This is a genomic window from Streptomyces sp. NPDC037410, from assembly GCF_055602235.1.
In genome coordinates, this window is sequence record NZ_JBVJWR010000005.1 from 202,585 (window position 1) to 215,917 (window position 13,333).

11 protein-coding genes are annotated in these 13,333 nt (G+C 74.2%); 6 read left to right on the forward strand and 5 right to left on the reverse strand.

The window, feature by feature from the left end; translation table 11 throughout:
* Window positions 1-108 precede the first annotated feature (108 nt).
* On the reverse strand, window positions 109-1,164 hold the full coding sequence (locus ACZ7HT_RS10405; RefSeq protein WP_471162592.1) for a lactonase family protein: 1,056 nt from the start codon (window positions 1,162-1,164) through the stop codon (window positions 109-111).
* Window positions 1,165-1,271: 107 nt separating this feature from the next.
* A complete protein-coding gene (locus ACZ7HT_RS10410) occupies window positions 1,272-2,765 on the reverse strand; it encodes an FUSC family protein (RefSeq protein ID WP_471163098.1) in 1,494 nt (497 codons plus the stop codon).
* A gap of 416 nt (window positions 2,766-3,181) precedes the next feature.
* On the opposite strand from ACZ7HT_RS10410, the gene ACZ7HT_RS10415 reads away from it, so the two are divergent.
* Window positions 3,182-3,550, forward strand: a complete 369-nt coding sequence (locus ACZ7HT_RS10415) for a VOC family protein (protein ID WP_471162595.1) — start codon at window positions 3,182-3,184, stop codon at window positions 3,548-3,550.
* Window positions 3,551-3,613: 63 nt separating this feature from the next.
* Window positions 3,614-4,444, forward strand: coding sequence for a glycoside hydrolase domain-containing protein (locus tag ACZ7HT_RS10420; RefSeq protein ID WP_471162597.1), 831 nt, complete (start codon window positions 3,614-3,616; stop codon window positions 4,442-4,444).
* 57 nt (window positions 4,445-4,501) lie between these two features.
* On the opposite strand, the gene ACZ7HT_RS10425 is transcribed toward ACZ7HT_RS10420, so the two are convergent.
* On the reverse strand, window positions 4,502-6,517 hold the full coding sequence (locus tag ACZ7HT_RS10425; protein ID WP_471162600.1) for a SpoIIE family protein phosphatase: 2,016 nt from the start codon (window positions 6,515-6,517) through the stop codon (window positions 4,502-4,504).
* Between the two features lie 380 nt (window positions 6,518-6,897).
* Here ACZ7HT_RS10425 and ACZ7HT_RS10430 point away from each other — a divergent pair, with 380 nt between their 5' ends.
* The gene (locus ACZ7HT_RS10430) at window positions 6,898-7,344 is read left to right on the forward strand and encodes an Lrp/AsnC family transcriptional regulator (protein WP_471162602.1); all 447 of its coding nucleotides are present in this window, start codon (window positions 6,898-6,900) and stop codon (window positions 7,342-7,344) included.
* A gap of 52 nt (window positions 7,345-7,396) precedes the next feature.
* Window positions 7,397-7,792, forward strand: coding sequence for a TOBE domain-containing protein (locus ACZ7HT_RS10435; protein ID WP_471162605.1), 396 nt, complete (start codon window positions 7,397-7,399; stop codon window positions 7,790-7,792).
* 74 nt (window positions 7,793-7,866) lie between these two features.
* On the opposite strand, the gene ACZ7HT_RS10440 is transcribed toward ACZ7HT_RS10435, so the two are convergent.
* Both ACZ7HT_RS10440 and ACZ7HT_RS10445 read right to left on the reverse strand, forming a co-directional pair.
* Complete coding sequence (locus ACZ7HT_RS10440) at window positions 7,867-9,927, reverse strand: SpoIIE family protein phosphatase (protein WP_471162607.1); 2,061 nt, start codon at window positions 9,925-9,927, stop codon at window positions 7,867-7,869.
* A 159-nt stretch (window positions 9,928-10,086) separates the two neighbouring features.
* On the reverse strand, window positions 10,087-10,572 hold the full coding sequence (locus ACZ7HT_RS10445; protein ID WP_471162609.1) for a DUF2000 family protein: 486 nt from the start codon (window positions 10,570-10,572) through the stop codon (window positions 10,087-10,089).
* A 12-nt stretch (window positions 10,573-10,584) separates the two neighbouring features.
* Here ACZ7HT_RS10445 and ACZ7HT_RS10450 point away from each other — a divergent pair, with 12 nt between their 5' ends.
* Together ACZ7HT_RS10450 and ACZ7HT_RS10455 are read left to right on the forward strand one after the other, a co-directional pair.
* Window positions 10,585-11,409, forward strand: a complete 825-nt coding sequence (locus tag ACZ7HT_RS10450; protein WP_471162612.1) for a helix-turn-helix transcriptional regulator — start codon at window positions 10,585-10,587, stop codon at window positions 11,407-11,409.
* A 308-nt stretch (window positions 11,410-11,717) separates the two neighbouring features.
* A complete protein-coding gene (locus ACZ7HT_RS10455) occupies window positions 11,718-13,331 on the forward strand; it encodes an FAD-dependent monooxygenase (RefSeq protein WP_471162614.1) in 1,614 nt (537 codons plus the stop codon).
* Window positions 13,332-13,333: the final 2 nt, after the last annotated feature.

Sequence of the window (13,333 nt, forward strand, 5' to 3'; positions counted from 1 at the left end):
CGCCCGCAGGCCCCGGCCCCGCACCGTACGGAAGGGCCCGCTCCGGAATCGTCCGGCGCGGGCCCTTCGTCGTACCCCCGTGAAGGCCGTACCCCCGTGCGGCAGGTCTCAGCCGAAGACGACGCAGGAGGCGGCGGGGGCCTCGACCGCGCCCGCGCGCGACGGGATCCCGGTCTCCGGGTCGAGGGTGAACCAGGTGACGTCGCCGGAGCGCTCGTTCGCCGCGTACAGGTGCCGCCCGGAGGGGGCGAGGGTCAGGTCGCGGGGCCAGGTGCCGCCGCAGGGCACGGTGGCGACGAGACGGGCCTCGGCGCCGTCCGCCCCGAGGGCGAGCACGGCGAGGGTGTCGTCGCCGCGCACGGCGGCCCAGAGGAAGCGGCCGTCGGGGGCGACGACCACCTCGGACGGGTAGCTCGGTCCGGCGGTGCCCTCGGGGACGACGGGGGTCTCGCCGAGCGGTTCGAGGACGCCCTGCGCGGCGTCCCAGCGGCAGACGGTGAGGGTGGGCTCCAGCTCGTTCAGGACGTACGCGTGGGTGCCGGCCGGGTGGAAGGCGAGGTGGCGCGGTCCGGTGCCGGGGCGCAGCGCGGTCTCGCCGTGGAGGGTGAGCCGCCCGGTCGCGGGGTCGAGGGCGCAGATCCGTACGGAGTCGGTGCCGAGGTCCACACTGACGACCCAGTCGCCGCTGGGGTCGGGGAGCACCTGGTGGGCGTGCGGGCCGCTCTGGCGGTCGGCGACGGGGCCGCCGCCCTCGTGCCGCAGGACGGTGGTGGCGGGGCGGGCGGTGCCGTCCTCGGCCAGGGGCAGGGCGGTGACGCTGCCGGAGGTGTAGTTGGCGGTGAGGAGGTGTCCGGCGGCGAGCGCCAGGTGGGTGGGGCCCGCGCCGTCGACGGGGACGGGGACGCCGACCGGCCGGGGTGCGGGCCCGGTGACGTCGAAGGCGGCGACGGCGCCCGCGTCGGTCTCGGACACGGCGTGGAGCACGGGGCCGGCGAGGGCGAGGAAGGAGGGGTCGCCGACGGCGTCGCTGGCGCCGGTGACGGTCAGTGCGCCGGTCGCCTCGTCCACGTCGGCGGCGAGGACGCCGCGGCCGCCCGCCGAGGTGAAGGAGCCGATGTACGCCCGTACCCCGCTCCGGCCCTGAACCGTCCCTGTGCCGCCCACGGCGCCTCCCCTGTCCCCGGGCCGGTCGCGGTCGACCGGCCGCCGTCTCTCGTCGGGCCGACGGTAGCAGGCGGCGGTCTAGACCAGGCCGCGGAGCCTGGGGCCGTTCAGGAGCGGACCAGCCACGCGCCGGGCGGAGTCCGCAGCGGAGCGTCGAGCTCCGTGAGCACGCGCGCGAGCCCGCTCGCGTGGGCGAGGGCCGGCGCACCCGCGTGAGCCTCGCTCTCGGCCCGGAGGTGACCCTCCAGCTCCATCGCCGCCCCTTCACGCGAGGTGAGGGCCTCCACTGCGGCCTCCACGCGCCAGCAGGCGGCGGCAAGGCGCGCGTCGTGACTGGCGTCCGGGTCGGCGGCCACGGCCACAAGACCCCGTACCTCGGCGGCCGCCTCGTCGAGGAGCACGAGGACCTGGCGCGCCCGCTGCTTCCTCCCCAGGAAGGGGGTCAGCGGATGCACCAGCGGAGCCAGCGAGAGCCGGACGCGCCCGAGGAGCGCCTCCAGCTCGGCGGCGTGCGGCGTCGGGTCGGCGGCTTCCTCGCCCGCGAGACGGCGTACGGACGCCGAGGTGGCGGACCGGACGCACAGCAGCGCCCGCTGGATCCACGCGTCGTTCGTCGTGTGCGTCCGTACGGGAAGGACCAGCGTCACGGCGAGGCCGGCGCACACGGCCCCGACGACGGTCTCGGACACGCGCAGCAGGAGCAGCGCGCCGTCGAGGACCCCGAGGAGCCCGTAGAGCAGGCTGGCCATCACGGTGACCGCGAGGATCATCCAACTGTACGAGACGGGGGCGGCGTAGAAGATCCCGAACACGCACACGGCGACCAGCAGCGCGGTGGCGACGGGGGCGCCGCCCAGCGGGATGGCGACGAGGAATCCGGCGGCGATGCCGGTGACGGTCCCGAGGACGCGGCGGAAGCCCCGGACGAGCGTCTCGCCGCGCGAGGCCGTGTTGACGAAGATCCACCAGACGGTGCCGACGGCCCAGTACCAGCGCTGCTCCGAGAGGACCTGCCCGATGACGAGGGCCGCGCCGGAGGCGACGGTGACCTGGACGGCCTGACGGGTCGTGGCCCGGGCGAGCCCCGTCCCGGGCAGCGCGGCGGGCGCGGCGGGCGGCGGGACCCGGCGCTCGATGGGCCACAGCACGAACCGCACGGTCGCGACCGCGCCCAGGGCGATGCCGGTGGCCGCGTACAGCTCGGGGAGCTGGGCGGGGAGGGCGTGCAGGAACTGGGTCACGAAGAACTGCATGAAGGCGAAGATGCCGAGCGCGTGTCCGCGCGGCCCCCAGCGGCGCGCGTACACACCGGCGAAGATCACGAGCAGCCAGGCCCCGTCGCGCAGGCCCGGAGCGCCGTGCAGGAGGGTCGCGAGGGCGAGCACCGGGAATCCGACCGTCGGCAGCAGGGCCGTGGTGGCGGCCTGACGGCGCACGCTCGGGTCGGCGACCGTGAAGAGGGCGAGCAGCGCGGCGAGCCCGGCGGTGATGGACGCGACGAGGGACAGACCGGCCAGCTCGGCCAGGGCGACCGCGAGCGCGATGCCGAGAACGGCGCGCAGCGAGACCCTGAGCCTGACGCGCCCCGGATCCGGGGCCATGAAGTACTTGTGCACGGCGGCCAATCCCGCCCCCCCTTGATCTGTCCCTCACCGCGCGCGAGGCATCCCCTGGGGTGGTGGGGGCTCGGACACGACGAAAGCACCGCGGGCCGGTCCGGCCTCGTCGCCGGACGGCGCTGCGCGGCGCCGAAGATGTGTGATGGCTACAAGGATAGCCCGAAGGGGGTACGGCGGCTCAACTCACCGGCGAAGGGGTGGGCCATCGGCCCAGCGACACGCCGGGACGAGTGACCGGACGGAGCCATTGGTCCACACCGCCGGAAAACACATGCCGGCGGCGCGGCCGACGCGCGGATGAACTGACCGATGAGTTCGCCGATGGGTTCACCGATGAGTTCGCCGTCCCCGAACGGTCTGCCCGGCGACACGACCGTTCTCGACTCGACAGGAGTGCCATGTCCACCATCCAGCCGGTGATCGTCACCGCCCACCACGACGTCCTGCTCGACTTCTACACGAAGCTGTTCGGCGCCCGGGAGATCTTCCGGGTCCCGGAGGAAGGCCCCGCCTTCTACCTCGGCCTGCGCATCGGCGACACCGACCTCGGTCTGGTGGCCAGGGCCGACGCGGGGAACGGGGCTGCGCCGCGGATCCTGCTCAGCATCGGTGTCGACGACGTCGACGAGACGCTCGGCCGGGTGACGGCGCTGGGCGGCTCGGTCACCGGCGGCCCCACCGACATGCCGTGGGGACAGCGCGTCGCCCACATCCAGGACCCCGACGGGAACCCGTTGAACCTCACCCAGCCGGTCCCGGCTCCGTGACCGCCGTCCATTACAGTGCGTGCTGACGGCGACGGTCTGTCGCGTTCGTGACAAGGGGTGGGTATGGCCGGGCATCGGCTTTCGAAGAAGCGTCGCTACATCGCCGCGGCGACCGGGGGTGCCATCGCCGTCGTGGGCGCCGTGGTCGCGGCGCAGACCTCGATGGCGGCCACGGTGTGGCCCGCGCAGAAGACGTTCACCGGGCGGGCCTTCGACACGTGCGCGGCGCCCTCCCTGGCGGCGATGAAGGCGTGGAAGGGCAACGGCTTCTACGGCGGCGCCGCCGTCTACATCGGCGGGAAGAACCGGGGCTGCGCCCAGCCGAACCTCACCGCGTCCTGGGTGAAGTCGGTCGACGCGGCGGGCTGGAGGCTCATCCCCCTCTACGTCGGCGCCCAGCCGCCCTGCCAGACCAGCGCCAACCCCGAGAAGCTCACGGCCGCGACGGCGGCGTCCCTCGGCGTGACGGACGGCAACGACGCGGCGGCGAAGGCCTCGGCGCTCGGCATGAAGCCCGGCAGTCCGGTTTTCCTCGACATGGAGCCGTACGCCGTCACCGACAAGGCGTGCAACGACGCCGTGCTGACGTACGTGCGGTCCTTCACCAGGACGCTCCGCGCGAAGACGTACCGCGGCGGCTTCTACGGCTTCACCAGCTCCAGCGCGAAGGCCGTCGCCACCGCGACCGACCGCACCGACCTGCCGGGCAACCTCTGGTACGCCCTGTGGGACAGGCAGAACACCACCACCGCCGACTGGCCGTGGGGCGCCACCCAGTACACCGGCCACAGCCGTGGCCACCAGTACCTGGTCAACAGCAAGGAGACGCGCGGCGGTTACACCCTCACCGTCGACCAGGACGCGTGGGACGGCCCCGTCGCCATCATCGGCTGACCACCGTCCGGCGGTGGGGCGCCAGGGGCTGTCCGACCCTGATCCGCCGGACAGGTCCTAGGCGTCCTCGCCGTCCAGTTCGGCCCAGACGGTCTTGCCCTCGTCGGTGTAGCGCACGCCCCAGTTGTCCGCGAGGGAGGCGCAGATCAGCAGGCCGCGCCCGCCCTCGTCGACGGCCTTGGCATGGCGGAGGTGGGGCGCCGCCTGCCCGGCGTCGCTCACCTCGCAGGTGAGGGACGGGCCGTCGGCGATCAGGCGGAGGACGACCGGGGCGGCGCCGTAGCGGAGGGCGTTGGTGACGAGTTCGCTGACGACGAGCGTCACCGTGAACGGGTCGGCGGGGTGGTCCCACCGGCGGAGGCGGTCCTTGACATGGGCCCGCGCGGCGGCCACCGCGGACAGGTCGTACGGGACCTCCCACTCGGCGAGTTCGCCGGGCGGCAGATGGCGGGTGCGCGCCAGGAGCAGGACCCGGTCGGGGGTGAGGAGCCGCTCCACGTCGTCGGCCATCGCCTCCGGGTCGCGCACCGGGTGGGCGAGGGCCGCCATCAGGTCCTCCGTCCGGGGCCCTTCGCCGCCGGAGGCCAGACAGAGGGTGCTGCCCTCGGGCAGGAAGTACGTCGCGCAGGCGAACGGCGGGCCTTCGCCGCCGAGGAGGGGCCCTTCGTCGAGCGGCCGGGGGTCCGCCGACCCGTCGGGGTGGACGACGACGAACAGCGAGGCACCGGCACGGGCGATGTCGAGCCGCCCGTCGACGGGGTCGTGGACGGCGATCGTGCAGCCGGCGGTGGGGTGGACGTCGACGTGCGGCGCGGCGTCCGTGCCGACGGCCGCATCCCCGCCCTCCGCGGCGAGCCGCAGGGTCGTGGCGTGCAGGCGGGCGAGGAGCTCGTGCGGGTCGAGGTCGAGCGTGGTCAGGCTGTGGACGGCGGTCCGCAGCCGGCTCATGGTGGCGACGGCCCCGGGCCCCGGGGACTCCACCTGCCCCACGACGAGGGCCACGCGCGCGCCCGGCAGGGGGATCACGTCGCACCAGGAGCCGGCGCCGCTGCCACCGGGCCGCTGGCGGCGGGCGACGTCGACGGCGCTCTGGGTGGCCTCCTCCCTGGGCGGCGGCCAGCTCTGCAGGACGGCCATCACGGTGTGCTCGCGGGTGTAGCGGAGGGCGTTCTCCAGGCAGCTCGCCGTACGGGACGCCAGGGCGTCGGCGAGGGCGCGGTCGTCGGGGCCGTACGGCTCGGCGTCGGCCCGGCGCTCGAAGGCGACCGCGCCGAAGATCTGCCCGCGCACGGTCAGGGGGACCACGAGCCGCGCCGGAAGCGGACGGCCGGACGCGGGCTCCCGCTCCTCGAAGATCCCCGGCAGCACGACGGCACCGGCCTCCGGGACCTCCGTCCCGGTCCCCGTGCCGCCGGTGGCGGTGCAGCGCAGCAGCGGCACCGTGTCCCGGGACTGGAGGGCCGGGTCCTGCCCGCGGAAGACGGCGTCGGTGAGGGCGACGACGACGGAGTCGGCGAACGCCGGCACGGTCACGTCGACGAGCTCCCGGGCGGTGCGCTCCACGTCGAGACTGGCGCCGATCCACTCGTGCGCGTCGTGCAGGAGCCGCAACCGGGCGTGGGCCCGCTCGCGGTCGGTGACGTCGGTGCTGGTGATGACGAGGCCGAGGACGGCTCCCTCGGCGTCCTGGAGGCGGTACGCGGAGGCCGAGTAGACGCGCTCGCCGCGCTCGGCGCCGGGTGCGCGCCCGACGACGCGCAGGTCGGCGGCCGGGCGGCCCGTCGCGAGGACCTCGCGCAGGACGGCCTCGTCGACCTGCACGCCGGCGAACGTCGCGTACGCCTCGACGGCCGGCATGCCGAGGAGGCGGTCGGCGGGTACGCCGTGGAGTCCGGCGACGACCCCGTTCACGCGGACGACGCGCAGGTCCTCGTCGAAGACGTGGAGCCCGATGTCGGCCTGGGTGAAGACCGCGTCCAGGACGGCGTCGCCCCACGCCCCCTCCGCGCTCCAGAACTCGGCCGCCGCGCGCGGGGGCGTACCCGCCTGGTCCTGTCCACGGTACGCATCCACTGATCGTCGCTCCCGCCGAACGTGCCCGGCCGCGCCTCAGCCGGTTCCGACGAGCCTCTCCCAGATCGCTGCTCCGCGCGAACGCAACAGCGGACACGGGACCGAGGCACGGCACCCGCCTGGGGCCTGTCCGGCGGATCAGGGTCGGATAGGCCGCGGCGTCTGGTGCGGTGCATCGCAAGGCGCCGGAGCGCCTCGAATGGGGTCTCCCCTGCTCGAGCGAAGCCGAGAGCTTGGGGAAGGAGCTATTGGGGCGTTTCGGCAACGCGGCGAGGTGCCGTGCCAGACGCCGCGGCCCCGGCCATGATCCGCCGGACAGGCCCCAGGGCATGGGTACAGTCGGAAACCGGACGAGCCGGGGCGAAGGAGGGCGGCGGAGCATGGCGGTGGACGAGCTCGACACGCGGATCCTGCGGCTGCTCATCGAGCAGCCGAGGACGAGCGTGCGCGAGTACGCGCGGATCCTGGGGGTGGCGCGGGGCACCGTGCAGGCGAGGATCGACCGCCTGGAGCGGGACGGGGTGATCACGGCGACCGGCCCGGTCCTCTCCCCCGCCGCCCTCGGTCATCCGGTGCTCGCCTTCGTGCACGTCGAGGTCACGCAGGGGCATCTGGACGAGGTCGGCGACGCGCTCGCGGGCGTGCCGGAGATCGTGGAGGCCTTCTCCATCACCGGCGGCGGCGATCTGCTGACCCGGGTGGTGGCCCGGGACGCCGGGCATCTGGAGGACGTCATCCAGCGGCTGATCCAGCTGCCCGGGGTGGTCCGCACCCGGACCGAGATCGCCCTTCGTCGGTTCGTCCAGGCGGGGCGGGCGATGCCCTGAGATGGACCTTGATCGCTTGTAGGTGCGATCCGCACGCCCTAACGTGACCCGCATGCAGTCCTACACCATCGGTCAGGCCGCCCGCCTGCTCGGCGTCAGCCCCGACACGGCACGCCGCTGGGCCGACGCGGGCCGGGTCGCGACCCACCGCGACGAGAACGGCCGGCGGCTCATCGACGGCCGCGACCTGGCCGCCTTCTCCATCGAGGTGGGGCAGGGCACCGCCGGGGACGAGGAGGAGCCGTACACCTCCGTCCGTAACGCCTTCCCCGGGATCGTGACCGCCGTCAAGCTCGGCGACGTCGCCGCCCAGGTCGAGATCCAGGCCGGTCCGCACCGGCTCGTCTCGCTGCTCACCCGCGAGGCGGTGGAGGAGCTGGGGCTCGAGGTCGGCATGATGGCCACCGCCCGCGTGAAGTCGACCAGCGTGCACATCGACCGGACCTGAGCCCCCTGCGGGACGTCAACGTCCCGTCCCGCAAGGCGATTCGCGCGCGCCGGGCGGGGTGCTGAGCGGAGGGGTCAGCGGGTGGTGCGGGCGAGGAGCATCGCCACGTCGTCCTGGGCGGAGCCCGCGAGGAGCCGCACGATGACCTCGTCGCACAGCGTGTCCAGCGGCCGGTCCAGGGGCCGCAGCGCCTCGGCGAGCTGCCGCATGCCCTGGTCGATGTCCCGGTGGCGGGCCTCGATGAGGCCGTCCGTGTAGAGGACGAGGAGTCCGCCCCCGGGCAGGACGACCTCCTCCGTACCGAAGTCGTGCGCCCCGGTGCCGAGCGGGGTTCCGGGCGGCCCGTCGAGGAAGGTGATGGTGCCGTCCGGGGTGGCGACGGCCGGCGGCGGATGGCCCGCGCGGGCGATGACCCAGCCGCCGGTGGCCGGGTCGTGGACCGCGTAGACGCAGGTCGCCATCTCGTCCTCGCCGAGGTCGGCCACGACGGCGTCCAGGGAGCTGAGCATGCGGGCGGGTGCGATGTCGTGGCGGGCCAGGGTCCTGACGGCGGTGCGCAGTTGGCCCATGACGGCCGCCGCGTGGATGCCGTGGCCCATGACGTCGCCGATGACGAGCCCGGTCCGGCCGCCGGGCAGCGCGATGACGTCGAACCAGTCGCCGCCCACGTCGTGGGAGCTCGCGGGGAGGTAGCGGCCGGTGAGTTCGAGGCCGGTGACGTCGGGGAGCGCGTTGTTGGTGAGGCTCCGCTGGAGGGTGAGGGCGGCCTCCCGCTGGGTGGTGTACAGCCGGGCGTTGTCGATGTTGAGGGCGGCGCGGGCGACGACCTCGTCGATGAGGACGAAGTCCTGCTCGTCGAAGGCTTCACGGGTGCGCAGCCGGGTCACCGTGACCGCGCCGAGCACCTGGCCCCGGGCCACCAGGGGGATGAGCCGGGCCGAGCCGATGCGGGTGGCGAGATATTTCTGGAGGGCCTCGGTGCGGGGATCGGTGAAGAGCTCCGGGATGTCGGTCGTGTAGAGGTTCATGGGCAGGCCGCGGGCGATGACCTGCTCGTACACGGAGTCCAGGGGGATCTGGAAGGTCTGCCCGGGGGTGAGGAGGGCCGTGGGCGCGGTCGGGTCGGGGAAGCGGGCCGCGAGCCGCCGCAGCACGCTCCGGGTGGAGTCCACGGGATCGTCGGGTTCGAGGACGGACTCCAGCATCTGCACGTCGGCCGAGTCGGCGAGCTGGGGCACGAGGAAGGCGACGGTCTCGTCGGCCGTCGTCTTCAGGTCGAGGGTGGTGCCGATCCGGGTGCCGGCCTCGGCGAGCAGGGCGAAGCGCTGGCGGGCGCGCTCGACCTCGATGTGCGCCTCCTGGCTCTCGGTGATGTCGACGAGGGAGGCGATGAGCCCGAGCGACCGCCGTTCGGTGCGGTCGACGAGGGGGGCGTACGAGCAGGACCAGATGTGGTCGTGGTCGGGGTCGGCGGGGGTACGGCCGACCCGGCGGGCATCCACCACGGCCGTGCCGCTCTCCATGACCTGGCGCATCAGCGATTCGAGGCCGGCGGCGTTGACGTCGGGCACGACCTCGGTGAGCCGGCGGCCGACGTGCCGGGCGGCCGAGACGCCGTTCATGCGCGCCAGGGCGTCGTTGACGCGCAGGAAGCGCAGGTCGGGGCCGAGCAGTGCGAGCCCTATGGGCGACTGGGTGAAGAGGCTCTCCATCGCCGCCAGGTTCTCCCGCATCCGCAGGACCTCGGACGTCTCCACCGCGATGAGCATCGCGCCCGGGCGGCCCTCGGGGTCGGTGGCCGGGACGATCCACATCTCCATGGTGACCGTGTGGCCGTCGCGGTGGCGTACGGGGAGCGTGCCGACCATGGTCTCGCCGGACTGGACGCGGTCGGTGAGCTTGTCGGCGAGTTCCCGGTTGCTGTCGGGGACGAGGAGCGGGGTGGCGAGCCTTCCGAGGACGTGTTCGGGCCGGTGACCGAGGAGGTCCTGGGCGGCGAGCGACCACTCGACGATGCGGCCCTCGGCGTCCTCCCGCCAGAGGGCGATCGGCAGCAGCTCGCGGAGCACGCCCGCGTCCCCGACGGCCGCCCGGGGCGGCTGCGGAACCCTGCTCGACGACTGATGAGTCTCCAACGCAACGACCTACGCATCGGCCCGGCCCCGGGGGGCGCAATCCCTACCGAATCACCCTAGCCGAGGAGCCGACGGCGGGCCCGGCGCAGTGCGGCCGATCGGTGCGGAGCCCCGTCCCCGCCGGGTCGGCGGGGCGCCCGCTCCCGGTGGCCCAGGCACTCACGGGTGCATCCTGGCCCCCTTGAGCACCTTGTCGACGGCGTTGCGCGGCCCGTACACGGCGATGCCCGCCAGATCGAGCTGTCCCGCGCCCACGGCCCGTATGGCGGCGCGGTTGTCGCGGTCGTTGCCGGTGGTGAACAGGTCGGTGGTGAACACCGCCCGGGGCAGCGCCCGGGAGAGGGCGCGGCCGTGCGCGGCGGTGAGCGTCTCCTCGGCGCCCTCGAAGACCAGGACGGGCTGCCGGAACATCGGCAGGTACGGGGTGTCGTCGGCGTCGGCGTACGGTTCGCCGATCACCTCGGGGAGCTGCGTGCCGAGGCCGCTGACCAGGAACGCCGTCACGTTCAGCCGCTGCCAGGTCTCCAGGTCCTCGCGCAGCAGCACGGCGATCTTGGTGTCGAAACGTACGGGCGTGTTGTCGGTCGTCGTCATGGTCCGAGACTGCCGCCGGGCCCCTCGCGCGGTCTTGTACATTCCTTGCATGGTGGACCGCACGTGACCCGGGAGCAGGTCTCGGCGTGGCGCCCGCACGTGCCGGGTGTCGTGGAGGTGTTCCACGCCCACTTCACCGAGCACGCGTACCCGATGCACGTGCACGACGTGTGGACGCTGCTCATCGTCGACGACGGCGCGGTCCGCTACGACCTCGACCGGCACGAGCGCGGCACGCCCGGCGACACGGTGTCCCTGCTCCCGCCGCAGGTCCCGCACAACGGTTCGCCGGCCACCTCCGGCGGCTTCCGGAAGCGGGTCCTGTATCTGGATCTGACGCAGCTGGACGAGAGTCTCATCGGTGCCGCGGTCGACGCGCCCGACCTGGTCGATCCGCTGCTGCGGCGCCGTGTCGGACAGTTGCACACCGCGCTCGCGGAGCCGGGGGACGAACTGGAGGCGCAGAGCCGCCTCGCCCTGATCGCGGAGCGGCTGCGCGGCCGTCTGCGGCCCCGGCTCGTCACGCCCGCGCGGGGAGCCGATCCCGGGGTGGCGCACGGTCTGCGGGAGCTCCTCGACGCGCGCCTCGTCGAGGGCGTGACCCTGGACGAGGCGGCCCTGCGGCTGCACGCGCACCCCGCGCATCTCGTACGGGCCTTCAGCGGCGCCTTCGGCATCGCACCGCACCAGTATCTGACGGCCCGCCGGATCGACCGGGCCCGGCGTCTGCTGCTCGACGGGCGGCCGCCGGTCGAGGTGGCGGCCGCGACCGGTTTCTACGACCAGTCGCATCTGAACCGCTCGTTCAAGCGGATCGTGGGCACGACTCCCGGGCGCTTCGCCCGGACGCTTCGCCCGGACGCGCGGGGACCGTCGGCGCTGTCGTGAACTGGCCACCGGACGAGGGGCGCGCACGCGTTCCGGGAGCGGACGTCCGTACGCCCGGTGGTGCGCCGTCCGGCCGGTGAGGCGCTCCGAACCGGGACGTTCCGGCCAGACACACCGTCACCACCCCCTGCGGACGACCGGATTCCACCTATCGTCACCCAAACGGACCAGATGATGCACAGGTAGTCATCTCCCCTGGTGACGGTGATTCCAGCGCCCCGCCGCACGCCCTGTCGACGCCGATCCTCCGCCCGCACCCTGAGCAACAGGAGACAGCGGGGGAGAGCGAGCGGGGAGCGGGTGACCGAGTGGACACAGGCACGGACGACGGCGTGGACGTGTGCGTGGTCGGGGCGGGGCCGGTCGGACTGACCCTCGCGATCGGTCTGCGCCGCCTCGGGTTACGGGTCAGGATCGTCGACAAGGCTCCGGCCGCCAAGCACGAGGCCCGCGCCCTGGTGCTCTGGGCGCGGGCCCGCGAGGCCCTCGACTCGCTCGGGGTCGGCGAGCTCCTCCGGCGCCACGGGGTGGAGCTGGACGCGGTGACGATCCACGCGCGCGACCGGTTCCTCGGCGAGCTCACCACCGGCTGGGCGCTCTCCGCGCACGCCCGCCCCCTCAACATCGAGCAGCACGACATCGAACGCCTCCTGTGCGGGGAACTCGCCCGCCTCGGCACCCGCGTCGAGTGGAACGCCGAGGTGACCGACGTCAAGGTCCACGAGGACCGGGCCGAGTTCACCCTGCGCCACGGCGACGGCAGGATCGAGTCCGCCGCCGCACCGTGGATCGTCGGCTGCGAGGGCACCGCCAGCGTCGTCAGGGACCGGCTCGGCATCCCCTTCGAGGGCCGCCGCCGCACCGGCCTCCAGGTCGTCCAGGGCAACGCCCGCCCCACCTGGCCGCTCGGCGAGCGGCCGGGGCGCGGACACATCTTCCTGGCCCCGCACCGCTCCCTGCTCGTCTTCCCACTGCCGGGCGGCGGCTTCCGCTTCTTCTGCTTCCGCGACGACCCCGACCCCACGCTGACCGCCGCGCCCACCGTGGAGGAGCTGCGCGACCTGGTCGCGGACACCGCCCGCATGCCCGGTCTCCGGCTCGACACGACGGAGCCGCTCTGGCTGAACCGGGCGCGCTTCAGCGACCGGGTCGCCGCCCGGCTGCGCCACGGGCGCGGCCTGCTCGCCGGGGACGCGGCGCACGCCTGGGCCCCGGTCGGCGGCCACGGCATGAACGTCGGCATCCTCGGCGCCCACAGCCTCGCCTGGAAGCTCGCCGCCGTGCACCGGGGCCAGGCCGGCGAGGAGCTTCTCGACACGTACGGCGACGAGCAGCGGCGGATGGCCGTGCGGTACATCCGCGAGATGCGCTTCAACTTCATGGAACTGCCCCTGCCTCCTCTGGGCCACCGGGCGTTCACGGCCACGGTGCCCGGCGCCCTCGCCCGGCGCGGCTTCCAGCGCCGGCTCGACCTGCGCCTGAGCGACCTGCTCCGCCACCACCGGGGCCGCGCGCTGTCCTGGCACCGCGCCGGCCGCCACCACCGCTCCGGGCCGCGCGCGGGCGACCGCATGCCCGACGTCCGGGTCGCGAACGGCACGAAGGACCGCGGTGGACCCGTCGTCCGGCTGCACACCCTCCTCGCGTACGAGCGGTGGACGCTGGTGGTGCGGGCCGAGCGGGCCGCGCCCGGGGTGCTCGCCGCACTGCGCGCGGCGTGCGCCCGCTCCCCCGTACCGGTCCTGGTCCTGCCCGTGACGCCCCGGGACGGCATCGAGGCCGGGCGGCTCGGTCACCCCGGCGACCTGTGTCTGGTGCGGCCCGACGGTTACGTGGGCCTGGTCGCCCCGCTCGCCCGCACCGCCCTGCTCCGCGACTACCTCGCGGCGCTCGCCCCCCGGCAGAAGATCCGCCCGCACTGAAC

What these genes read in the sequence shown, in the direction of transcription:
- ACZ7HT_RS10410 (WP_471163098.1), bottom strand. Translation starts at nt 2,765, where the DNA reads ATGGCCCCGGATCCGGGGCGCGTCAGGCTCAGGGTCTCGCTGCGCGCC.
- ACZ7HT_RS10415 (WP_471162595.1), top strand. Translation starts at nt 3,182, where the DNA reads ATGTCCACCATCCAGCCGGTGATCGTCACCGCCCACCACGACGTCCTG.
- ACZ7HT_RS10420 (WP_471162597.1), top strand. Translation starts at nt 3,614, where the DNA reads ATGGCCGGGCATCGGCTTTCGAAGAAGCGTCGCTACATCGCCGCGGCG.
- ACZ7HT_RS10430 (WP_471162602.1), top strand. Translation starts at nt 6,898, where the DNA reads ATGGCGGTGGACGAGCTCGACACGCGGATCCTGCGGCTGCTCATCGAG.
- ACZ7HT_RS10435 (WP_471162605.1), top strand. Translation starts at nt 7,397, where the DNA reads ATGCAGTCCTACACCATCGGTCAGGCCGCCCGCCTGCTCGGCGTCAGC.
- ACZ7HT_RS10445 (WP_471162609.1), bottom strand. Translation starts at nt 10,572, where the DNA reads ATGCAAGGAATGTACAAGACCGCGCGAGGGGCCCGGCGGCAGTCTCGG.